Raw genomic sequence first — 23,687 nt, 5'->3', positions numbered from 1 at the left:
GATGAAAAGGGGACGGTCGTCAGAAGTGGGGACTACTCGCCCGACTCGCCCGTCCCGTCCGAGAACTGGGCCAGCCGGAACACCACGAACTCGGCGGGCTTGACCGGCGCGATGCCGACCTCGCACACCACGCGCCCGACGTCCACCGACTCCGGCGGGTTGGTCTCGGCGTCGCACTTGACGTAGAACGCTTCCTCGGGACGGGAGCCGAACAACGCCCCGGACCGCCACTCGTTCACGAGGAACGCCGACACGTTGCGTCGGATACGGGCCCACAGGGCCTCGTCGTTGGGCTCGAAGACCACCCACTGGGTGCCCGCGAGGATCGACTCCTCCAGGTAGTTGAAGTAGCGGCGCACGTTCAGGTAGCGCCAGGCCGGGTCGGAGGCGACCGTACGAGCGCCCCACACGCGGATGCCGCGGCCCGGGAAGGCGCGGATGCAGTTGACGCCGATGGGGTTGAGGGTGTCCTGCTCGCCGCGGGTGATCTGCAGTTCCAGGTCCACCGCGCCTCGTACGATCTCGTTCGCGGGCGCCTTGTGCACGCCGCGCTCGGAGTCGTTGCGGGACCAGATGCCCGCCATGTGGCCGCTCGGCGGGACCAGGCGCTGCCGGCCGCCGGACGGGTCGAAGACCTTGATCCAGGGGTAGTAGAGGGCCGCGTGCGAGGAGTCGTAGCCCGCCGTGTCCTGGCGCCACTCGCGGATCCGCTGGGCGTTCATGCCCGGGGGCGGGTCCAGGATCGCCATCCGGTCGCCCATCAGCTCGCAGTGCGCGATCATCCCGAGCTGGACCGCCTTGACGGCGTCCAGGTCGAGGGTCCCGCGCTCGTACGCGGCCATCAGGTCGGGGACGGCGACCATGGTGACGGCGTCCAGCGCCTCAAGACCGCCGAAGCCGGTCCGGTCGGCGGGGTCGCCGAGGAACTGGCCGCTGGTGAGGCGCTCCTGTGACGTGGCCGGTGCGGGCGCGGACGCGGCGGCCAGTGCCACCGCCCCGTTCCCCGGCCGCGCCAACTGCCCGGCGGACGCCGTCTCTTCGACGGCGATCAGCTTGGAGCGCTGCTTGACCTGGGTGACGACGTAGTTGCGGTTGCTCTTCTTCGCCGAGACGTCGAAGGTCTCCAGGACCTTGTCGCCGTCCTTGACGGTGAGTGTGAACCGGTCGTCGGGTCCCTCGCCGGAGGTGTCGGAGACCTCGACCACGGGCGAGCCGCCGAGGTTCGCCCCGGTCAGCGCCGAGACCCGGAAGGTGCCGAGGGCGGCCTCCCGGGCCGACGCCTCGATCGCCGGGCGCCCGCCGGAGCCGGCCCCGGCCGCGCCCCCGACCCGTACGACATACGCGGCCGTACCGCCGTTGTTGAAGTACCCGTACACCGCGTGGGCCAGCAGAAGACCCTCGGTGAAGTCGCCGAACGAGGCGGTGTACTGGGACCAGTTCGTCACCAGCGTGGGCTCGTTCAGCGGTCCGGTCGGGGCCAGGCCCACGAAGGCGGCCACCGAGGTGCCGACCCCTTCGATGGGGCGGGATCCACTGGCCACCTCCTCGACGTAGACGCCGGGGGACAGATAGGTGGGCATGGCGACTTCTCCTTGCATGACATCCGGGGTGATTGCGTAGAACCAGGCTGGCGCGGGCGGGCCCGTCAGGAAATGGCCGCCCGACAGGCTCTTGGGGCCGACCGCCGTGGCCGTACGGCCACCCGCGACGGGGACACCGAATCCGACCGGGCTCGTGGGACGCCCAACTGCCGCCGAGGGCAGGGCCGTTCGGTGGCCGTACGGTCTTCCGCACGGCCAACGCACCCTGCCCGGCTGCTTCTGCCGTGCCGTCGGACCGCTTCCTACCGTGGCCGCGTGACGACCTTCGCCTCTCTTGAACCCGCCTCGTCCGCAGTCGACCCCGGATCGAGCGCGACCGCGACCCTGCGGCTGCGCAACGACGGCGACACCGTCGAGGAGTACCGGCTCTCCGTCGTCGGCGATCCCGCCGAGTGGGCGCTGGTCGCCCCCGACACCCTGCGGCTCTATCCAGGGGACGAGGGCTCGACCGAGGTGGTGTTCACCCCGCCGCGCTCGGCGGGCACCACGGCCGGCACCGTCCGGTTCGGCGTCCTCGTGCAGCCACGTGAGAACCCTGAGCTGTCGAACGTGGCCGAAGGCACCCTCTCCGTCTCGGCGTTCGGTGAGATGCGGGCCGAGCTGCTGCCCGTCACCGTGCGCGGGCGGTTTTCCGGGCGGCCCCGGGTGGCCGTCGACAACGTCGGCAACTCACCGCTGCCGGTGGGGATTTCGGGGAAGGACGACGAGGACGTGCTGACCTTCCGCCCCGTTCCCGAGACGGTACGGGTCGCGCAGGGGCGGACCCGGCTCGCCCGGGTGCGGATCCGGCCGGGCGGGGTGAAGCTGTTCGGCCGACCGGAGCGGTATCCGTTCGCGCTCACCGTGGCACCCACAGTGGAGGGCGCCGCCGGACCCTCCGGATCTCCCGGGATGATTCCGCCGGCCCAACTGCGGGGCACCTTCGTACGGTTGGCGCTGTTCCCGAAGTGGCTGCTCGTGCTGCTCGGGCTGCTGCTGGCCGCGGCGGCGGTGTTCGCCGCCGTCTGGTTCATTCCCCGGCCGTCGCTCGTCTCGAACGCGGTGGCGCAACAACAGCCGGCCGCGGCTCCGGCCGCCGCCGCACTGCCGCCCGCACCGGCCACCCAGGCACCACCGTCGGTGCCGAGCCCGTCGGCCGCCGCTCCTTCACCACCGTCGCCCTCGCCCTCGCAGTCCGAAGAACAGCAACAAGGCGGTGGTCAGGACCAGAACACCGGAGAGCAGGCCACGGACCAGGCCGGCAACACGGTGGTCACCATCCGCAGCGTCCAGAACGGCAAGGACCTCACCGTCCAGGACGGCCGCACCGACGACGGCACCCCGGTCGTGGTCTCCGACTGGACGGACAAACAGCAGGGACTCAACCAGTTCTGGGCCCAACTCCCCTTCGCCGACGGCACGGTGGCCCTCACCCCCGGCAGCTCGCCGGGCAGCGTGCTCGACAAGGCCGACGGTCAGCCACAGGTGCAGATCCGCACGGTGCAGGGCGGCGACGAGGCCGTACGCCAAGGCCAGGTCCCCGCGCTCCAACGCTGGCGTCTGCAGCCCGTGTCGGACGGCGTGGTGACGATCGTCAACGCCCAGACCGGCGAGTGCCTGACCAACACCGGCGACAACACCCAGGTCCAGGCCCTGTCCTGCGACGACCGCTTCGCGTCCATTCAGCAGTGGCGGCTCGGGAATTCCTGACGTCCGCCACCCGACAGAAAGGCGGGCCGCCGTGCGCCCCCGCGTCCAGCCTCACCGGCCCGAGAAGGCCGAACCCCGGTCGCCGTCCCGGGCCCCGGATTCCCGTACGGAACAAGGCGGTTCACCGGGTGTCCTCTCCCCTGCGCACATCGCGACGCTGCAACGAACCGCGGGCAACGCCGCCGTCCTCCGCGCGGTCGACGAGGCCCGGCACGTGCACGGCGCCGGGTGCGGCCACACCGCCTCCACCTCCGCCCCCGTACAGCGCTCGTCCGTCCCGGAAGTCCTCCGCGCCCCGGGCCAGCCCCTGGACACCACCGTCCGCGCCGACATGGAGGCCCGCCTCGACGCGGACTTCTCCGACGTACGACTGCACACCGGCCCCGCCGCCCAGCGTTCCGCCGCCGAGATCGGGGCGCGGGCCTACACCTCCGGCAGCCATGTGGTGCTGGGCGCTGGCGGCACGGACCGGCACACCCTGGCTCATGAGCTGACCCATGTGATCCAACAGCGCCAGGGCCCGGTGGCGGGGACGGACGACGGAACCGGCCTGCGCGTCTCCGACCCGTCCGACCGGTTCGAACGGGCCGCGGAGGCCAACGCGGTGCGGGCGATGGCCGGGCCCGTTCCCGAGGGCGGCGCGGCGCGGCGGCGGAGTGCGGTGCAGCGCAGCAAGGGGGACTCCATAGCTGTCCAGATGGTGACCAGTACGAAAGGTCCCTCGCTGGGCGCGGCAGCCGAGAAGGCCGGGGACCTGACGGCCGCCGGAGACGCGAACAACCAGTTCACGGCCGCGTCGGTCGCCGGCGGCTACCGGGATCCGGCCGCCACCACGAGCGCCGCGCAGTACGGCACCATCGTCGGTGCCGGTGCCGGTACGCTCACTTCTTTCGTAGGGCTGGTCGGTAATGTCATCAAGTTCGGCCGCGCACGAACGGACAGACGCAAAAGCTCACCAGGCACCGCTGCCTACCGTCGGCACGACCGAGAGTTGAAGGCTGGAGCAGCCGGCACGGCCGAGCAGGGGTTGAGCGTCGGCAACATGTCCACCGGCCTCGCGTCCTCCGCGATGAATCTGAGCGGTGCGGCCCAGGAGGCCGTGGGCGGTGTGGCCGCCGCCTCTGCCGGAGCGGGGTTGCTCGTCGGCTCGGTCCAGAGTGTCCGCTACATCAGAAAGGCGGACAAAGCGCGGCAGCGTGTGAACAAGTTGCGGCAGCTCATGGCTGATGAGAAGAAGCCCGAGGAAGCTCTGGAGGCTGCGAACAAGGAGGTGGGAACGCTGGAGTGGACTGTGAGCGGCGACGAGTACGACCTCCGGGAAGTTGAACGTTCCCTCCAGAGTGCGATACGGGGACTGGGACAGGAGCAGATCCAGGAGAAGAAAGAAGTCTGGCACTCCAGGATCAAGGATATATTGCGGCAGAAATCCGAAATCGAGGAGCAACTTCAGCGGGATCAAGCGGAACTGGCGGTCGCGGAACTCCGGCAACAGGAGCGAGCGGAAGTTTCCCGCAAGATGCACGAGGCCCTGGTGAAGCAGACAGAGAAGGTCGAGCGCTATACCGAGAGCGCGTCCGTGGACATCTCCCTGCGTGAAATACAGGAATACGCTGCCGGAAAGAACATCCGAGGCGTGACCGTGAAGGCGATCGGCGCTGTTGCCGCCCTGCTGGGGGTCGGCGGTTCCGTCGCCGCGTTGGTTGCCGCGGTCGCACTCGCCGCCGGTGTCGCCGCGGGGGCCGGTGTGCTGGTCGCGACCCCCGTCGGCTGGGGACTCGCCGGCGCAGCCGCCACAGTGGCCCTGGGTGTCGCCGGCTGGAAGACGTGGCGGTTCTTCCAGCACCGTTGGAAGCAGAGCGCGAAACCGGACCATGACGGCACCATGCCCACCATCAAAGAGCGGCTGCGCAGGACGCTGGCCTTCTGGAAGGCTTCCGGCCCCAACGAGCGGGAGCAGTTCGCTGCCGCGCTCTACGACATGGCGCATGACGTGGCGAAGGCCGAGCGATCCGAGGAGGCACGCAACACCATCGACGCTCTCGGCCTGAACTGGGGTGAGATGAAGGATGACCGAGAGGCGGGCAAGGTGCTCATCTCGGAGAAGTTCAAGTCCGTCGCGTAGCGGCGTGAGCGAGATCCGGTGAACGTCCGGCGGGCCGGGCCGACACGATGTCGGCCCGGCCCGCCGGACGTCGGATCCTGCTCCCAACAATCCCTAGAAGTCGTCCCGGCCGACCACCAGCCGCCCCGCCTTCCGGTACTCCCGGACCGCCCCGGTCAGCAGGTCGTCGGTCGTGACGGGACCGCCCCGGCCGGCCGCGGCGTACGCGGCGGTGATCACCGCGCCCCGGATCGAGCCGCCGGCCAGCACGAAGTCCCGGGCGCACGGGCCGGGATCGATACCGTCGGCGCAGGGCACCCCGGCAAGGCTCTGCCACCACAGAGCGAGGCGCTGGCCGGTGTCAGGGAAGGGGAAGTCGACCACCAGGTCGAGGCGGCGGGTGAAGGCGTCGTCGATGTTCGCCCGGAGGTTGGTGGTGAGGACCGCGATGCCGTCGAAGGACTCCAGGCGCTGCAGCAGATAGGCGCTCTCCAGGTTGGCATAGCGGTCGCTCGCCTCCTTCACCTCGGAGCGCTTGCCGAAGACCGCGTCGGCCTCGTCGAAGAGGAGGACGGCGTCGGTACGGTCCGCGTCGGCGAAGATCCGTTCCAGGTTCTTCTCGGTCTCGCCGACGTACTTGTCGACGACGGCGGACAGCTCCACCACGTACAGGTCCACGCCCAGCTCCCCGGCGACGACCTCGGCGGCGAGCGTCTTGCCGGTCCCGGACTCCCCGGCGAACAGGGCGACCACCCCGTGCCCGCGACCGCCACCGGTCCGCAGCCCCCACTGGCCCAGCACACGCTCGCGCTGCCGGGCGCGCACCACCAGTTCCTCCAACTGCTCGCGCGGGCCGACAGGCAGCACCAGGTCCGTCCAGCCGACCGCGGGACTCACCCGCCGCGCGTGCCGGTCAAGGGCGGGCGCCGACTGCTGCCGGGCGCCCCGCTGCACATGGGCGGCGGTCAACGGCCCGCCGTCCAGTACGGCGAGTGTTCTCGCGGTCTTGGCCGCACGGCGGATCTGCTCGGAGGCGAGGCGGTACGGGGCAACGGCTGCCGGGAGGTCGAACTCCCGGGCTTCCCGGCCCAGTTGAGCCGCCCAGACCAGCCCGGTGTCCACCGTGTCGGTGGGCGCGTCGAGGCAGAGCACGTCGCCGTCGGCGGACCAACGAGGATCGAAGGGTTCGGTGCCGAACAGCACCACGGGTACGGGGCCGGATGACTCCAGTTCCCGTACCAGTGCACCCGCCCTCTCCGGCAACGGCCCGACCACAACCCCCGCCCTGCGCAACCGCGCCTCCCTCAGCAGTACGGGCACCAGGCGCTGGTCCCCGTACGCCGGGTCGTACCGCAGTACCGGCAGGCCGGCCGCTCTCAGCACCTCCACCGCCGTCCCGGACTCCGCCCCGCGCCCCCGCAGGTGGACCACGGCCGGATGGTCGGCGAGGAGCGCCCCAAGCCGGGACGCGAAGGGTCCCGTAGGCGCCTCCGCCGTCAACAGCTCGACCGCACCCAGCAGTTCACCGTCCAGTCCCTCATCCCCCAGCAGATGCGCGATCACTCGTTCCGGCACCCGCAACGCCCGCCCCGGAAGGGGCCGTTCGGTGTCCTCCAGGGCCAGCAGGCCGGAGGCCGGCAGCGGCGCCCCCGGATGGAACCGGGCCCGCGCCGCCCAGTCGTGCGGTGCGAGCCCGGCCAGATCGAGGGCGAGGGCCACGCTGGCCCGGCGGCGCCCGACGTCGTCGTTGAGGTATCCGTACAGCGGCTCGAAATCCCGGTCCACGTCCGGTGCGAGGGCGGTGAGAAGGATGTGGGTGTCCAGAAGCGTGAGACCGAACCGTACGGCCAACTCCGCCAGGGCATCGTCAGGTTCGGCTCCCTCGTACGCGTCATGGAGTTGAACCGGAATTCGCCCACGCCCCTCCAGCAGGTGCTCCACCCGCTCGGCCGACACGTAGAGCCCGCGCAGCGGCTCCCCCGCCGACGGATCCCCGGCACTCCGCGCCTCGACCAGGGCGCTCACCCGGTCCCGCAGCAGCGCGAGGCGCTTCAACAGGGAGTCGCTCACCGGAGCTCCCGTCGTCGGGCCAGCGCCGCTGAAGTGCCGTCAGGCGTACGGCCGTTCGCGATGTCATGCACCTGTGCGACCGTCGGTTCCAGGACCGGGGGCGCCACCTTGTAGTCCGGCGAGACCGACACCGGCGCGATCACCACGACTTCCAGCGACGGCTTGAGCTCACCGCCGAGCGCCGACCAGATGTCGGCGATGGAACGGGACTCCGCCGGCGGCACCCCGATCGTGAGCGGAATCGCCGCGCCCAGGCCGAGCAGGTTGCTGCCCTCCAGATGCTCGGCGGGCAGGACTTCGTACGGCAGCAGTCCGGCGAGTACGGCGGAGAGCAGCCTGTGTTCGTCCTCCGTGCGCTTGGTCCACGCCGTGACCAGATACGACAGCCGGAACCAGCGCGGCGGCTGGCGGCGCTCCGTGACCGTGCCGGCCGCGTCGCGCAAGGCCATCGCGCCGCGCTCCCGACGGGCCACCTCCTCTCGGATGTCGTAGAGATACGCGTCCACGGTGGGCACGTTGCGCCGGGCGGCCCAGTCTCGCGTGGGCGCGTCGAAGACCACCTCCGCCACGCCTCCGGGCAGCGCCTGGGCACGGAGCAGCCCCCGCAGGGCCTCGTCGATCTCGTGGATCACAGGTATCCCTCCCGCAGTGCGAACGCCACCGCGTGGGCCCGGTTGCGCAACTGCATCCGGGTCATCAGGCCGTGCAGGATGTTCTTCACGGTCCGCTCCGAGTACGCGAGCTTCCCCGCGATCTGCCGGTTCTCCAGCCCCTCGGCCACGAACCGCAGTACCTCCACCTCCCGGTCGGCCAGGCTGGTGACCGAAGTCACCGCGGGGCTGCCCGAGCCGTGTCGGCCGAGCTGTACGAGCAGCCGGTTGAGCAGGTCGGGCGGGACCTCGCTGTCGCCGCGCGCGGCGGACCGAACGGCCTGCTCCAACCGTTCGCCGGTGGCCTGGTGCCGCCATACGAAGGTGTGCACTCCGCAGGCGACCGCGGTCAGCAACTCCCGTTCGCGCAGCCCGTCCACGACCAGTACGACCTGTCGGGACTCGCCGCGGACCAGGCGGCGCAGGGCCGCGGCGCCCGGCGCGTCGACCCGGTCGGTGAGCACGACCGCCACGGAGCGGTGGCCGACGGCCCGCACGGACCGTTCCACGACCTCGATGTCCGGGCGGCCCCGCAGGCAACTGGTGACTCCGGCACGCGACAGCGGGTCGTCGGCGTGCACGGTCACGGTGATCGGCTTCGTCGTCATGAATGTCTCCCCCGTGAGGTGCGGGCCCGGGGCTCGGCATACGCCTGAGCCCCGGGCCCGGCCGGACTCGTCAGTAGCTGCTGTCCTTGGCCTTGTAGCCGTCGGGCGCCACGGCGAACCAGGTGCCGCCGACGCCTTCGCCGCTGGTCTCGCCCGCCGCGCCGTCCTTGGAGAACCGGTAGACGGGCCAGCCGCCGATGGTCACCTGGTTGGTGCCGTCGGCCCGCTGGACCGTGGAGATCTTGTCCTTGTCCAGCCCCTGGAACACGATCTTGTCGTTGGCGAGGACCGGCGGCCAGGTCACCGCGCAGGCGTCCACGCAGGTCGCCTTGGACGGGTTGGCGGAGTCCGGGTCGAACCGGTAGAGCGTGAAGCCCTCACCGTCCACCACGGTCTTGCCCAGCTTGTCGTTGTGACCGAGCTGCACGGTGGCGGGCCAGTAGCCGCCCGACGGATTCGTCGACTGCGTGGGCTGCGCGGCCCCCGCCGCCTGCCCGGCGGGCGACCCGCTCGCGGCACCGCTGGGTGCGGCGGCCGCCGGCAAGGAAGCGGCCGGAGCCGCCGCCGGGCTGTCGGAACCACCGCATCCCGTGAGCAGCAGGGCGCCACCGAGCGCGGCCACCATGCCGAAAGATGCGTAAGAACGCGTCATTGCATTTCCCCTGTTGTTTGTTCATGTGGTGAAGGGCGTGTTGCACGCCCTGGAGGCCGCACTGCGCTTGCCCGCGCACGGAGATACCGGGCGGGAACGCACGGCACCCATGGGTGCGCCATGCCGGGCGGCTACGGCGTTCGCCAGGTTAGAGAGATCCACTTGACGGTCAGTGAGAAATTTGTGAACCGTCGAGTGGATGCTTTGTGGATCCCCGTTTGATGCGGCGGCACGAGTTCACGGACGCGCAGTGGCGGAAGACCGAAACGGCTGGACTGCCGGGTTCCGCGATGGTCCGTTCATGCGCTCGACAGCACGCGCGGGCGAGCCGGGCAGTGAACGGGGCCGACCGCGATGCCGGCGAACAGTCGCTGGATCTCGGCTGACCAGCCAAGGAACGGCTTGGGCATCGGCGCGGGATCCGATCATCCGCCGGCAGGCTCCTCGAGCTCTTCCAGGAACCTTTCGGCACGGTGGGCGAACAGGTGCGCCTCCCGCTCTGTGGACAGCTCCCGAGCCTTCTCGGCGGCGGCCCGGACAACCGCGACCGGCTCCCCGAAGGCCTGTAGCAACCGCGCCCGCAGCAGCAGGAGCAGGCCCTCCATGTAGCGCTGGCCACAACTGTTGAGGAACAGGTCGGCCTGGTCGAGGGCGGCAGCGGCCTCGTTCAGCGCCCCGCCCGCCAACCACATCTCGCCGAGCAGCCCGTACCAGGTGGCGACGCAAGAACGCGGCGGGTCAAGGAGGTTGGCCGTGATGATCCGTTGCGCCTCCGCCGCGGCGCCGGCCGGATCGTTGCCGGTCATGGCCAGTGCCCAGCATCGGGCAAGCCGTTGGTAGGTGCCGAGGAAGACGAACGAGAAGCCGGGGTCCACCGCGATCCCCCGCTCCGCCCCGTGCAGCGCTTGAACGGGGTCACCGACCACGGAGGCAGTCCTCACCGCCATGGTGGCCCACACCGTGATCATGTACGGATCATCGCCCGCCGCGTCCTCCAGCACTTCGAGCAGATCCCGCGCCGCCTCGACGTCACCGTGCATCGCGGTGATCTCCGCGAGCAGACCGGTCATGAGCAACTGCAGGTCGTGACGGACCGGATCCTCCTCCCGCCGGGCGAGGTCGAGGACCATGGGCCTGGACTTGCCGAGGTACCGGAATGCCTCGCCGACTCTGCCGACGTGCCATTGGTGAATGCCCCAGGCATGCAGGCCACAAGCGAGCACGAACGGGTCGGAGGAGGCCTCGCCCTGGTCCAGCAAGCGGCGCGCGAGCGGACCGCTGCGGTCGAGATCGACGGCCTGGGCGTGGGCGGCCCAGCGGGAATAGAGGAAGCCTGCTGCCTCTGACTCCCGGCCGAGGCTGCGGGCCAGGTGCTCGGCGCGTTCCAGCAGCTCGAGCGACGAGAAGCCGTACATCGACCGCATCCCGACGACCGCGGTGAGCTGCGAGAGGGCCGTCAGCTCCAGTTCCGCGAGACCCGCCGTCCGCGCCACACGCGCCGCCGACCGCAGTTGGCGCTCGGCGGCCTCCAGTGCGGATTTGCCCGCCGCGCGCCCGCCCGCGCGCACCAGAGCGGCCGCGGTGCGGGCCGGCTCGGCGAGCGGACCCGCGGCCCACAGGTGGTGGGCGAGACGCTCGGCGACGGACTCACCGTCGGGGTCGGTGTCGTCCAGGGCGTCGGAGACCCGCAGGTGCAGTCGGCTTGCCCGCGACGGCGGTGTTGTGGCGGAGACCGCCTCCCGGACCAGGTCGTGCGCGAACCGGAACGAGAACGGATTGTCCGGCCCGGACTCAAGCATGCCGAGGGCTGTCACGGGCTCCAGGCGTTCGAGGCAGCTCGCGACGTCGAGGCCGGCAACACGGGCGAGCAGGCCGAGTTCGACGTCGCGGCCGATGAGTGCGGCGATCCGCAGCAGGTCCCTGGCGTCGCCGTCGAGGCCGGCCATCCGGTCGAGGACGACGTCACGCACCGTGGTCGGCACCCCGGCCCCGGCGGCGTCGGTGAGCTCGCCGCCGTCGGCAAGCAGCCGAGTCAGTTCCAGGACGAAGAAGGGGTTGCCGGCGGTGCGGGCGTAGGTACTGCGGGCAGTGTCGGGGCCGGTGGTCCGGCCGGTTTCGCGGCGGACCAGTTCGGCCACGTCGTCCCGGTTGAGGGGGCCGAGCCGGAAGCGGCGATGGCCGGGCGCCCGGCTGACCGCGGCGAGCATCCGGGACAACTCCGGGCCGGGTGCCGGTGCACGGTCGCGCAGCGCACCGAGGATCACGGTGCCGGCCGGGAGCCGGGCCGCCACGTGCTCGAACAACTGCAGCGAGGTACCGTCCGCCCACTGGAGATCGTCGATCACGAGCACCACCGGCCGCTGGGCCGAGGCCTGGCCCATGACGGCGACGACCCGCTCGAACAGGCGGAACCGGAAGCCGCTGTCCGGCAGCAGCGGTGCGGCGAGGACGTCACCGCGCGGCTCGACGAGGCGGCCCAGATCGCCGGCGAGCCACTCCTCCCGAGCAGCGGAGGACAGGCCGTCGACGAACGTGCCGATCGCCTGCACCCACGGCCACATCGAGGGCGTCCCGTCACCGTCCAGGCAGCGGCCCCAGACGACGAGCGCCCCGCGCCCGGCTGCCTCGGCCACGGCCTCCTCCAGCAGGCGGGTCTTGCCCACGCCCGGCTCACCCTCGACGACACCGATAGCCGTTCCGCCGGCGAACGCCGGTTCCATGGTCCGCCGCAGCACCGCGAGTTCCTCGGCCCGGCCAACCAGGCTGCCGGACGTACTCACCTGCGCGCCGCCGACGTTGGCGTCCGTACCCGTCGCGGTCGCCGACGGCGGGGTCTGCTGCATCAGTACGCGCCGGTGGGCGTCCTGCAGCACTGGACCGGGGTCGATACCGAGGTCTTCGGCGAGGCGGGCGCGGACCGCGCTGAACACCGACAGTGCCTCCGCCTGCCGCCCGGCAGCGGCAAGGGCGCAGACGAGGCCGGCCTGGACGGGTTCGTGCAGGGGCGCCATCGACGCGGCCAGGTGCAACGCGGGGAGCACCTGCTCCGCCCGGGCCAGCGATACGGCGAGTTCGGCCGCTGCCGCGCACGCGTCGTACAACTCGGCGTCGAGGGCGGCGAAGATCGGCACCACGGTGGGCCCGTGGGTCAGGCCGTCACCTGCGGGACCGTGCCAAAGACCGAGCGCTTCCACGTAGTTGTCGAGCGCGGCTTCGTGACGCTGCTGCGCCGAGGCGGCTTGGGCCGTCGCCACGCGCTCACGGAAGGCAACCAGGTCGAGCGTCCCGGGGCCGGCGGTGAACAGGTAGCCGTTGCCGCGACGGTGGAGGTACGAGCCCGTTCCGCGGGCGGGGAGTCCGGGTTCCAGCAGACGTCGTAGGGCACCGACGTACTTGTGGATGACGTTCAGGGCGCTGGCCGGGACATCGTCGTCCCACATCAGGTCGATCAGTTCGGTGGTGCTGACCGGCCTGCCCTCACGGGCGAGAAGCAGGGCGAGCAGGTAGGCCTGTTGCCGCGGGCCCACGTCCAGTTCGACGCCGCCGCGCCAGAGCCGCAACGGACCGAGGATCCTCAGGCGCAGGGAAACGTCGTCTACCAGCCGATCGTCGCCGGCCGGGATGGTACGAACTTGCACTGTCACGCCGATAACCCCCGAAAACACCGATACAGATTTGTCTACTGTGCGGAGCGCGTCTGCTCCAGACCTGTGCAGGTCAGATGTGACACCCGCGGATCGAACCCGCAGGCGCGGACGCGCCCGCTCAAGACAACCGGCCGGGTGTCTACAGCCCGTTGACGGATCGTTGACTTCCGCCTCGGCCCGTATCGCGCGACACGGGCCGGAAGGGACACGGGCAAGGTCTCCGCCGGGACGCCTGTACAACCGGGAGGACCCCGCGCGCCGTACCGCGGTCACGAACGCCGCACCACGCGCGGCGGTGCGCGCTCCACGTGCCGTCCGAGGCCGCTGATTCAGTCGGCCGGACCGGGCTTCCGAACCGTGGGCCGACTACGAGTCGGTGGGCGCCGCGTCCGCCTCCACCAGATCACTCGGCTCGTCGAGTTGACGCAATCTGGTGCGAAGGGACTCAGCGTCGGCGTGGCCGATCCGCTCCAGGATGTCCAGCCCCTCAACCCAGGCCGCACGGGCCGCATCCGGGTCGGCGGCGCTGAGGTGGGTGTCCCCGAGACGCCTGAGGGTGCCTGCCGTCAACAAGGGCAGGTCGCCCCGCCGGGAGAGATCGAGGGTGTTGCGAAAGGCAGTTACGGCCTGCTCGTACTGGCCGAGGTGATGGTAGGCGTGGCCAATGCTGTCCCAGGTGGCCGCCGCCCCGGTCTCGTCCCCGAGTTCCAGGAACAGGGTCACTGCCTGCTGACAGTGGTCGAGGGCCTGCTGGTGCTGCCCGAGGCAGGTCTGGAACCAACCGACCACGTTGAGGGCGCATGCTGTCGTCATCCGGTCGCGGCTGTCGTCGACACCATGGCCGTCATGAACCGAGCTGAGCGCGAGATACCGCTGCGCGGCGGCGAGCGCCGCTTCCGGATCGCCCTGCCGCTCCTCCACCCAGCTCAACGTGAAATAGCCCTCGGCGCAGGCTCTCGTGTCGCCCGATTCGGTGAACAGCTCGATGGCTCGCTCGGCATGAGCACGTGCCTCCTCGACGCGGCCCATGTCCGCTGTGGAGAAGGCGAGAAGGCGGAGGACATGGGCCTCGGCGGCCGTGTCGCCCAGCCGGCGCGCCGCGTCCAGGGCGGTTCGGTGCACGGCCTCGTGCTCCCGCCACAGACCACACCGGTGCAGATAGCTGGCCACGGCCCACGCAAGTTGCCAGGTGTGGACGTCGTACCCGTGGGTGGCGGCCTGTTCGATGCCGGCGAGCAGCACCGCCCGTTCGGCGGTGAACCAGGCCACCGCCTTCGCGGTGTCCCCGTTGAATTCCTCCGGACGCACCCCCTCCACCGCTGGGGCCAGCGAGATCAGTACCCGGGTACGGGCGGTCAGTGCGAGCGCCTCACGGGCGGTGTGCAGGTAGTGGTCGAACATCCGATGCCGAGCCGTCCGCGCCTCCTGGGGCGGATCGAGGGCTTCTGTCAGTTCGGTGGCGAAGGCGCGCAGCAGGTCGTGGGAGGCGTAGCGGCCGGGTACGGACTCGTCCACCAAGTGGGCCTGGACGAGCTCGGACAGCAACTGGCGAGTGTGCGGGATGGTGAGCCCTGCCAGGCCGGCCGCCGCGGGCAGGGCGATGTCGGGGCCGGGGTGCATACCCAGCAACCGGAACAGGCGGGCGGCATCGGTGGTGAGAGCGTGATACGACCAGGAGAAGACAGCGCGTACATCGGCCGCGGCGTCGCCGTCGTGGAACCAGTCGAGGCCGTCGGCACTGTCTCTCAGTTCGGCGGCGATCGCCGACAGGGGGAGGGCCGACCGGATCGCCGCGCGGGCGGCGGTGACCGCCAAGGCCAGCGGCAGTCGTCCGCACCGGGCGATGATCTCCTCGACCGCGTCCGGTTCGGCCGCGACCCGGCCCTGCCCGAGGCGCCGGGTGAGCAGCGCGCGGGCCTCCGGCACGGAGAGCAAGTCGAGATGGAGAGGGTGGGCGCCGTCCACAGCGACCAAGCCGGCGAGCCGATCGCGGCTGGTGACGATGACCAGGCAGCCGGGCGCCCCCGGCAGCAGTGGCCGAACCTGCGCGGCATCGCGGGCGTTGTCCAGCAGCACCAGCATGCGCTTGCCGGTGAGCAGGGTGCGGTACAGGGCCGCGAGTGCGTCGACGCCCTGCGGCAGCCCGCGGGTGCCGGCACCCAGCGACTCCAGCAGCGTGCGCAGGGCGTGCTCCGGCGCGACCGGCAGACCGACCGGATCGAAGCCCCGCAGATTCAGGTACAGCTGACCGTCCGGGAACCGGTCGGCGACCTGTCGTGCCCAACGCACCGCGAAGGTGGTCTTGCCGACACCCGCCATCCCCGCGATGGCACTGACCACCACCGTGCCGCCCGTGGGCAGGCGGGCCGCCTCGGCCAGTTCGGCGTCTCGGCCGACGAAGACCGCCAGGCCGGCGGGTAGTTGGGCCGGGACGGCGGGGGCTTGTACAGGTAGGGGTGCGGGAGCCTGGGCGGGAACGGGTGCCGGCTCGGCCGGGGCGAGCGGAGCAAGGAGCCCGGCGTCGGCTCGTAGAACGCGCTGGTACATCGCCTGCAGTGCCGGGCCGGGATCGACCCCCAACTCGCCCGCGAGCAGTGTCTGCGCGTCGCGGTAGGTGGCGAGGGCCGCCGCCTGTTGTCCCGACCGGTAGAGGGCGAGCATGAGCAGCTCCCGGAACCGCTCGTCCAGCGGGTGCTCAGTGACCAGCCCGGTCAGCTCAGCGGTCGCCTCCGCATGGACACCGAGGTCGAGTTCGGCCGTGATGCGGGCAGCCTCCGCGGACAGTCGCAACTCGCCGAGCCGGTGCCGCTGGGCCTGCGCGTACTCACCCCGGACACCGGCCAGCGCCGTCCCGCGCCACAGATCGAGCGCATCCCGCAGGTACCCCACCGCGCCCTTGGGGTCTCCCGCACGGCGCGCCCGCTCGGCTCGGGCGAGCAGCTCCCGGAAGGCACCGAGGTCCAGCTCCTCCGGCGAGATACGGAGTTGATAGCCGTCCCCCGTGGAACGGAGCACGGACGACGCGGTGTCCCCGGCCGGCTCCAGCGCTTTCCGCAGCCGGTGGACGTACGTCCGCAAGATGCCAGGCGCGGAAGCCGGTGCCCTTGTCCCCCACACCGCGTCGATCAGACCACTCGCCGGCACCTGCGAACCCTCCGCCAGCAGCAGCGCGGCCAGCACCGCCCGCTGCTGGGGCGGACCGAGTTCGATCTCGTCCGAGCCGCGCCACGCCCTGACCGGGCCCAGCACCGCGAACCGTAATCGCGCTTCCAACCGACTTCCTCCTCTGCCGATCAGCATCCGAAACCGACAGGCGAGACCGCCTTCGGAGCCGGCCATGAGAATCACCCGGAGTTTAAGCCACTCGCACGGCCCGGTGTTGTGATTGCCCTCCGCACGGCCACGGCAACGCGGCCTGCCGATCGCGGGGATGGTCCCCGCACCAGGGCAAGTGGCTGCCCGCCGGCTGACGTCGGAGAACCTGGACACCGGCAAGCAGTACACGCCGTTCGACGAAGGCAGGAACCACCCCGACGGCACGGTCACTCTGCGGATGCCCGTCCACCGACGGCGCGCAAGACAACAACCCGGCACGCCGCGTAGACCGGATCCGGAGCACCGACGCCGGGTCACGGCGGTTGTCGGCCCTCCGCACTTGAGGCCAGTCCGTTGATCCAGCGTTGGTGCATGTAGTGCATCGCGGGGGCCAGGGCTCGGCGCAGTAGCGCAGGTGCGCGTCCCCGTTGAGTCTCCTCCGTGAGGATGTCCGTTCCGCCGTCGGCTCTGGGCGTCAGGACCCAAGCGTGGTGTGCCCGGGCGCCGAGGCCGGTGGCCGTCCAAGCAAGCCGCTCGAAGGGCTCGTACTCGACGATCTCCGTGGTGGCCACAGCCCCGAAGGTGATCCAGGTGAAACGGGAGCCAAGCGCGACCTGCGGCCACGGCCCGGACTGGTGGCGCACGCGGCGGGCGTTGACGTAGAAGGAGCTCCAGAGCTCCGGGCGCACCAGCCAGGCCCAGACGACCTCGGACGCGGCGGCGGTCCTGCCGGAGTTGACCGCGTGGAGCGCCGCCCCGCTCGGCTCGTAGCCTTGGGGCCAGCGGACGGAGGGCATGTGGCTGCCGGAGCGGCGGTGGGAATTCATGCCGGCACCCCGGAGGCGCGCTTCACAAAGCTGTCGAAGACGCGGGTGGGGAGGACCCTGCTGAGGGCGACCAGCGGCTTGGCGCCAAACCCTACGCGGTACCGGGTGCGGGGTCGGCGGGCGGTGGCCGCCTTGGTGACGGCTTTTGCGATGACGCTTGTTGGGGACGTCATCCTGGCGTCGGGGCTGGAGCTGTTGGCCAGTGAGGTGGCCATGGCCCCCGCTTGCTCGCTGTAGGGGCCGTGGCCGGAGGTGGCACGAAGTTTCTCGGCGGCGATGGCGCCCCATTCGGTGCGGATGGACCCAGGTTCGACAATGACGACATCGATGCCGAACTGCCTGAGCTCGAGTCGTAGGGCGTCGCTGAGCCCTTCGACCGCGAATTTGCTGGCGTGGTACCAAGCTCCCAGCGGGGTGGCGAACTGTCCGCCCATGGAGGCGATGTTGATGACCGTCCCACTTCGCTGCGCACGCATGGCGGGCAGGACGAGTTGGGTCAAGTGGGCAAGGCCGAAGAGGTTTACGTCGATCTGGGCACGGGCTTCGTGCATCGGGACTTCTTCGAGGGCTCCGTAGGACCCATAGCCGGCTCCGTTGACGAGGACGTCGATGCGGCCTTCTTCGCCGAGGATCTGCTGGACGGCGTTCCGGCTCGATGCCTCCTCGGTCACATCGAGGGCGAGGGTGCGCACGCCGGTGACGGCGAGGTCGGTCATCCGGTCGACTCGGCGTGCGGCGCCGTAGACGATGAAGCCTGCGTCGAGGAGGTGGCGTGCTGTGGTCTCGCCGATGCCGGAGGAGGCTCCGGTGACGAGGGCTACCCTCTTGTTCATCAGTTTGCTCTTTCCTGACTGACCGAGTGTTTGGGTGGTCGAACTGCCGAGTGGTATGCGCTGTCGGGGTGGAAGGACGGGTCAAAGGTCGGTGCGACCCGGAGACATGAATCCGCCTGTGACCATGGACTTCTCGACGTTCCCGTAGCCGAGGAGGTTGCCGAAATCGCCCCGGCCGGAGACGAACTCGCGGCCTTCCTCATTGCCGCCCCAGGTGAGGGCTGGGTCAACCGAGATGACGGGCGGCATGGCGTTGACACCGATTGCGCCATATCGCAGTCGCGTCACGGCGTCGACGGCGGTGGAGGCGTGGGCCTTCCCTGTCTTGTCGTCCACGATGATGCTCGCGGCGCTGATTCCAGTGCTTGCTCGTGACGATCGTCTGGATGCGTCCGCAGACCGCGCCACCGTTGATCTTGGCCATGGTCGCGATCGGCGTGGCCTGGGCGGTCGAGGTGCCGCCGGTGAAGTAGATCTCGGCCAGGCGAGTCTCGAGGTGAGCGCGCGGCCGGCTGCGGGCCCGCAGAACGACAGAGCGTGGATCTCGGCGAGCGGCGACAAGACCTCTCCCCCACCTTGTCGATCGCCTCGTTCAGTCGACGGGGCCGGTGAACGACGACGGAGTTGTCGTAGAAGAGGGCACGGATCATCTCGTGAGAACGGAGATCTCAGCCCAGCTCAGCCGGGTTGATGAACAGGCTGTCGTCCTTGCTCGCGTCCCAGGTCCGCTCCTGGATGGCCTTGATCCAAGGGATGATCTCTACCGGGAGCACGTTGCGGAACTTCGACGACTGCTCTTCGGCAATGGTCACCAGTGCATCGATGACCATGGCCGGATCGAGCTGACCCTCCAGCCCGGCGCTCAAGCCGGCCAGCAGCTCCGGGCGCGACAGCGAGGACGTCGGGTCGAACCACCGCAACATGGTCTCAGCGCCCCGGTCGTTGAACCCGGTACCGAAGAGCCCTGGGTTGACGGTGCAGATCTCGACGCCGGTGCCGGCAAGCTCCGCCTTCAGCCCTTCAGTCAGGCTCTCCAGAGCGTGCTTCGTCGCGGTGTAGACAGCGGCAAACGGCACGGTGACGAGACCGCCCATGGAGGTCACGTTGATGATCTTCCCTGTGCCTCGCGCCACCATCCGCGGAGCGAACGCTTGGCACATCCCGAGTGTGCCGAAGACGTTGACGTCGAAGTTGTGTCGAACACGGCGCAGCGGGATCTCGGCGACTGGACCTGCCTCCATCACCCCGGCGTTGTTGATCAGGACGTCGACCTCACGGCGGGCTGCGTACTGCTGGTCCTCCATACTGGTGATGTCCAGGACGATCGTCTCCACCGTCACTCCGGCCTCTGCCGCCTCGCTCAGCAGGGTGGTGGCTTGCGGCGCGATGTGCACGCCTGCGGTGACTTCGTGCCCACGACGGGCGAGTTCGAGAGCCGCGCCGCGACCAAAGCCGCTTGCTGCACCAGTGATCAGGATCTTCATCGTTGGCTTCCTAACGGTTGCTGTGCTTCCCGGACGGGTCGCCGACTCGGACGGGTCTGCTGCAGGTTTCGGTGGTCGTTCGACGCACGGCGACACTAGGTGAGCCGACTTGACGGACACGGAACAGTTGCTGGAGCGGCGGAACCGCTCACCGGGCGCGGCCCAACCGCCAAGCCGAGAAGATGAAGAGAATCCGGCCGCACACGGCGTACCCGCGACGTTGCTCAGCGAGTCGACGGCGGGTAACTCCCACTGCCATCTGGACTGCGCCGGCGGTCACCGCCCACACGCCCCGCACGAGCAAGATGTCCTGTCGGTCTTCCCCCATAGCCGCCAGAGCGACGGCCGTTGCGGTGCTCGGCACGAGGTTGACGCACAGGCCTGTCGTTGAGCTCCCACCATGCGATGACGGCGCTCTTCGAAAACGGCCACCTGGTGCTCGGGGGTGACCCCACACGTACTCAGTGGATCTCCCCACCCATACGGCACCTGACCTGCGGATGGACGTCACAACCGCAGGTCGACGACCGACGCGATCGCGTCTAACGCCCGGGTAGATGACCAAGAGAACGACCGTGAGCGCGCTGGTCGGCGAGGACAGCGCAGCCCAACAGATGGCGAAGCCGAATCGGGCGATGTACAGCCGACGGAGCGCGGACACCAAACGTCGCACCGGGACGGAGCCAGCGGTTGCGGATATGACGGGACTTCACCGGCGACGTGTCCTGAAAGGATCGCGCGGCGTCAGCCTGCGAGAAGCATCGCTGACACCGTGTCCTGCGCCCGAGAGGTGCCGGGCAGCAGGCGGCCGAAGACAGCCAAGTCGGCTGAAGCCTCACTTGACAGTTCGCGAAATGGTTCCTTCCCTGCCACCAGGACGCCGACCGGCGCGGCGTACTCGACACGCTCGGCGGCCGTCAAGCGCTGCGCTCGATGCCGGTGGGAGATGCGGCCAGTTCCTCACGAGACTGACCGCTCGTCGGCGAACAGGTGGCTCCCTCGTAGCTCAGAGATGGAGCGGGCCTGCTCGGTCACGCTGCGGATTGCCTGGGAGTGAGCGCCGCTTGCCCGCATGATGCGCGCACGCATCTGAACCAACATGCCTTCGGCGTATCGCTGGTCGTACGTCTCCAGACATTCGAACGCGAAATCAAGGGTGGTTTGAGCGCCATGGAGGTCACCGGACACCAGCTTCATCTCAGCCAGGAAGCCCAAGCACAAAGCAACACAGGATCCGACCGGGTTGAGCAATCTGGTGTTGATCAACCGCTCGGCTTCGGCGATCGACCTGTCGATGTCAGAGCCTGTCATCACCCGCGCCCAGCACATACCGAGCCGGACGAAAATGCCGAGATAGCGAAAGGAGAACTCGGGGTCACTCATGAGGCCCCGCTCGGCACCGCGCAGGACGGCTGCGACATCACCCGCCATCGCACCGATGCGCACGGCGTGTGCTGCCCAGATGGTCAACGCAAACGGCTCATCGCCGGCGCGCTGCTCCAATTGAGCCATCAGTGATCGCGCCGCGTCGAGGTCTCCGCTCACAGCGGTCACCTCGGCGAGCATGCTGATGCTGTGCAGTTCGAGCTGTCGGCGGCCGGGCTCTTCTGTCCCTTGCGGCTGCTCCTCGCCGAGTAGCGCGTGCGCCGCGACCATGTACTCGCGCGCTTCGTCCAGATGACCGTCGCTGTAGCGCTGAAGACCCCACGCCTGCCACCCGAAAGCTCGTACCAAAGGAAGGTGCGAGGTGTCCGCCAGGTCGAGGAGTTGCCGAGCCAGTTCCCGGCTCTTGACGGAGTCGAGTCCCTGACAATGTGCAGTCCATCGGGAGAAGAGGAACACCGTCGCTTCCTCTTGCCTGCCGAGCCGGGTGGCAAGGTGCTCGGCCCGCTGCAGGAGTTCGACGGAGGCCAGCCCGTACATCGACCGCCTGCCGGTGAGTGCCGTGAGTTCGCTGAGGGCGGAGAGTTCGAGCTCCGGCTCATTCGCCTTGCGTCCCGTCTCCACAGCGAGCCGGAGCGACCGCTCGGCGGTCTCCAGCGCAGTACGGACGACCGCCAACCGACTGGCCCGGATGAGGGCAGTCACGGTGCGCGCCGGATCGGCTGACGGTCCTGCAGACCAGAGATGTTGGGCAATCCGCTCGGTGGCCTCATGGCTCTCGTCGATCATGCCGGTCAGCGCGTCTGCTGTACGGAGGTGCAACAGAGCGGTGCGGCTCGGGGGCGTGGCTTCGAGCACAGCTTCTCGGACCAGGTCATGGGTGAAGCGGTACAGGTACGGGTCGTCAGCCACAGGGTCGAGAAGGCCCAGAGACACGCAGGATTCAATGTGAACGAGACAGTCCGGAACACTCTGGCCACAGACTTGTGCCAACAACCGAAGTTCGACGCGACGACCGATCAGGGCGGCGGCCTGGAGCATGTCGCCGGCCCTGGGTTCGAGGTCCGCCATACGGCCGCGGACGACATCGCGTACCGAGCCGGGGATTGAGCTTCGCGATGTGTCTCCAGCAAGCGTCCCATCGGCATCGCCGAGCATTCGCGCGACCTCACGTACAAAGAACGGGTTTCCTCCGGTCCTTGCGTGGACGCTGAGGACGGCGCGACGCGATATCTCGGCTCCGCTCTCGGCGCGGATGAGACTGGCCACTTCCTCGATCGAGAGAGGACCAAGCAGCAGCCGGCGATGACCCCGTGCGCGGCTGGCTGTGGCTAGGGTCCCTGCGAGGTCCGGGCTCGGGGTGGGCGCCCGATCCCTGAACGCGCAGACAATCGCCGAACCCGATGGCAGATGGGTCATCAGATGGTCCAGGAGTCGAAGTGACGCGACGTCGGCCCAGTGCAGGTCGTCCAGGATGATCAGAACCGGCGTGGACACTGCGATCTCGGCGATGACCGAGGTGGCGTCGTCGAAGAGCCGGAAGCGGGCATTGGTGTCGGGTTCGACCGGTCGGTCCAGGATGCCGCCTTCCGGCTGAGCAAGAGGGGCCAGGCCCGTGTTCAGGCTGTGGCGTGTCGCCGGCGGCAGTGTTCCGAGCAGGGTGGGGAAAATTTTGAGCCACGGCCACAGCGAAGGCGTGCCCGAACCCTGAAGACAGTTGCCCCACGCAACGAGAGCGCCCCGCGACGCGGCGTCTGCTGCGACGAAGTCGAGGAGTCGCGTTTTTCCAACTCCGGGCTCACCCTCGATGAGGGTCAAAGCGATGCCGCCTGTGTACAGCGGTTCCAAGGTGCGTCGCAGAAGCGCGCATTCGGCTGCTCGACCGATGAGGTCAGGTCCGGTGACGGATGCTCGACCACGTGCATGCCGGCTCTGATCGGCGTGGCGCGCCGGGTTCTGCGCGGTCATGGCACGGGAGGAGTCGGGTCGACGGCGGATCGCGGGCGGCTCGGCCAGGACCCGCCGGTGGGCGAGACGTAGCGCATCGCCGGGGTCGATGCCCAACTCGTCCCGCAGCCGCGTGCGGACCGCATCGAAGACCCGCAGAGCTTCGCTACGCTGACCGACGTCCCCGAGAGCGGTGACGAGACCGGCGTGTACTGGCTCATGCAGCGGTCCGACATGTGACGCCAGCCGCAACGCTGGAAGGACTCGGTGGAGCTGCCCGGCAGCAGCGGCGAGATCAGTGGCACGGACGCAAGTCTCGAAAAATTCTTCGTTGAGACCTGTGAAGACTGAGGTTGCACGATGCCCGAGGTGAATGCCGTCTCCGGCTGGCCCGTGCCATAAGGAGAGAGCCTCGATCAGATGATCCGCCGCGAGCCGCGACCGGCCGTCGGACAGCGCTATGGCTGCGTCCCTGACTCGCCCGCGGAAGCGCTCGAGGTCCAGGACACCGGAGCCTGGGGCGAAGAGGTAGCTGTCGCCCCGGCGTAGCAGGTACGACCCCGGGTCGCGGGCGGCGAGATCCGGCTCCAGCAAACGACGGACGGACCCGATGTACTTTTGAACGACATTCAACGCGCTGGCCGGCGGGTCGTCGTCCCACAAGAGGTCGATCAGGTCGCCGGTGCTCACCGGACAGCCCTGACGAGCCAGCAGCAGAGCCATGAGATGGCTTCTCTGGCGGGGACCAGGATCCACTTCGACGCCGTATCGCCACACGCGGAGCGGGCCCAGGATCTGCAGATGGAGGGGCGTTGTGGACCACCGCGGGGCATCTGGGCCCGCAGTGTCGAGGTCGGACAGGGAGCTCACCTGCGCACGT

The 23,687-nt window shown here is 69.7% G+C and carries 14 protein-coding genes; 2 read left to right on the top strand and 12 right to left on the bottom strand.

Features of this window, described 5'->3' with window-relative positions; translation table 11 throughout:
• Nucleotides 1–32: 32 nt before the first annotated feature.
• Complete coding sequence (locus OG223_RS52245) at nt 33–1,580, bottom strand: phage tail sheath family protein (protein ID WP_329264922.1); 1,548 nt, start codon at nt 1,578–1,580, stop codon at nt 33–35.
• Between the two features lie 276 nt (nt 1,581–1,856).
• Here OG223_RS52245 and OG223_RS52240 point away from each other — a divergent pair, with 276 nt between their 5' ends.
• Nucleotides 1,857–3,290: an RICIN domain-containing protein gene (locus OG223_RS52240; RefSeq protein WP_329264920.1), complete on the top strand. Its 1,434-nt coding sequence runs from the start codon at nt 1,857–1,859 to the stop codon at nt 3,288–3,290.
• A gap of 331 nt (nt 3,291–3,621) precedes the next feature.
• On the top strand, nt 3,622–5,412 hold the full coding sequence (locus OG223_RS52235; RefSeq protein WP_329264918.1) for an eCIS core domain-containing protein: 1,791 nt from the start codon (nt 3,622–3,624) through the stop codon (nt 5,410–5,412).
• A gap of 93 nt (nt 5,413–5,505) precedes the next feature.
• Here OG223_RS52235 and OG223_RS52230 read toward each other — a convergent pair whose 3' ends face one another.
• The 11 genes from OG223_RS52230 to OG223_RS52180 all read right to left on the bottom strand — a co-directional run bounded on the left by OG223_RS52230 (nt 5,506) and on the right by OG223_RS52180 (nt 23,530).
• A complete protein-coding gene (locus tag OG223_RS52230) occupies nt 5,506–7,461 on the bottom strand; it encodes an ATP-binding protein (RefSeq protein ID WP_329264916.1) in 1,956 nt (651 codons plus the stop codon).
• Complete coding sequence (locus OG223_RS52225) at nt 7,458–8,093, bottom strand: DUF4255 domain-containing protein (RefSeq protein ID WP_329264914.1); 636 nt, start codon at nt 8,091–8,093, stop codon at nt 7,458–7,460. Before OG223_RS52225 ends, OG223_RS52230 begins: the two co-directional genes overlap by 4 nt.
• On the bottom strand, nt 8,090–8,719 hold the full coding sequence (locus tag OG223_RS52220) for a response regulator transcription factor (protein ID WP_329264912.1): 630 nt from the start codon (nt 8,717–8,719) through the stop codon (nt 8,090–8,092). The genes OG223_RS52225 and OG223_RS52220 overlap by 4 nt, the downstream gene beginning before the upstream one ends.
• Nucleotides 8,720–8,789: 70 nt before the next feature.
• The gene (locus tag OG223_RS52215; RefSeq protein ID WP_329264911.1) at nt 8,790–9,371 is read right to left on the bottom strand and encodes a hypothetical protein; all 582 of its coding nucleotides are present in this window, start codon (nt 9,369–9,371) and stop codon (nt 8,790–8,792) included.
• Between the two features lie 425 nt (nt 9,372–9,796).
• Nucleotides 9,797–12,931 (bottom strand): BTAD domain-containing putative transcriptional regulator, encoded by a 3,135-nt coding sequence (locus OG223_RS52210; RefSeq protein ID WP_329264909.1) that lies wholly within the window; start codon nt 12,929–12,931, stop codon nt 9,797–9,799.
• A 453-nt stretch (nt 12,932–13,384) separates the two neighbouring features.
• Nucleotides 13,385–16,291 carry an AfsR/SARP family transcriptional regulator gene (locus OG223_RS52205; protein WP_329264908.1) on the bottom strand — a complete coding sequence of 969 codons (2,907 nt, stop codon included), beginning with the start codon at nt 16,289–16,291 and terminating at the stop codon, nt 13,385–13,387.
• Between the two features lie 356 nt (nt 16,292–16,647).
• Nucleotides 16,648–17,160 (bottom strand): SRPBCC family protein, encoded by a 513-nt coding sequence (locus OG223_RS52200; protein ID WP_329264906.1) that lies wholly within the window; start codon nt 17,158–17,160, stop codon nt 16,648–16,650.
• Nucleotides 17,157–17,993, bottom strand: a complete 837-nt coding sequence (locus OG223_RS52195; RefSeq protein WP_329264904.1) for an oxidoreductase — start codon at nt 17,991–17,993, stop codon at nt 17,157–17,159. Before OG223_RS52195 ends, OG223_RS52200 begins: the two co-directional genes overlap by 4 nt.
• 81 nt (nt 17,994–18,074) lie before the next feature.
• Complete coding sequence (locus OG223_RS52190) at nt 18,075–18,329, bottom strand: hypothetical protein (protein ID WP_329264902.1); 255 nt, start codon at nt 18,327–18,329, stop codon at nt 18,075–18,077.
• Nucleotides 18,330–18,661: 332 nt separating this feature from the next.
• Nucleotides 18,662–19,477 (bottom strand): SDR family oxidoreductase, encoded by an 816-nt coding sequence (locus OG223_RS52185; RefSeq protein WP_329264899.1) that lies wholly within the window; start codon nt 19,475–19,477, stop codon nt 18,662–18,664.
• Nucleotides 19,478–20,437: 960 nt separating this feature from the next.
• Nucleotides 20,438–23,530 carry an ATP-binding protein gene (locus OG223_RS52180; RefSeq protein WP_329264897.1) on the bottom strand — a complete coding sequence of 1,031 codons (3,093 nt, stop codon included), beginning with the start codon at nt 23,528–23,530 and terminating at the stop codon, nt 20,438–20,440.
• Between the last annotated feature and the right edge of the window lie 157 nt (nt 23,531–23,687).

Source organism: Streptomyces sp. NBC_01478, from assembly GCF_036227225.1.
In the GTDB taxonomy this organism is placed as follows: domain Bacteria; phylum Actinomycetota; class Actinomycetes; order Streptomycetales; family Streptomycetaceae; genus Streptomyces.
The sequence above is the reverse complement of the archived record's forward strand: the minus strand, read 5'-3'. Positions and strand labels throughout refer to the sequence as shown.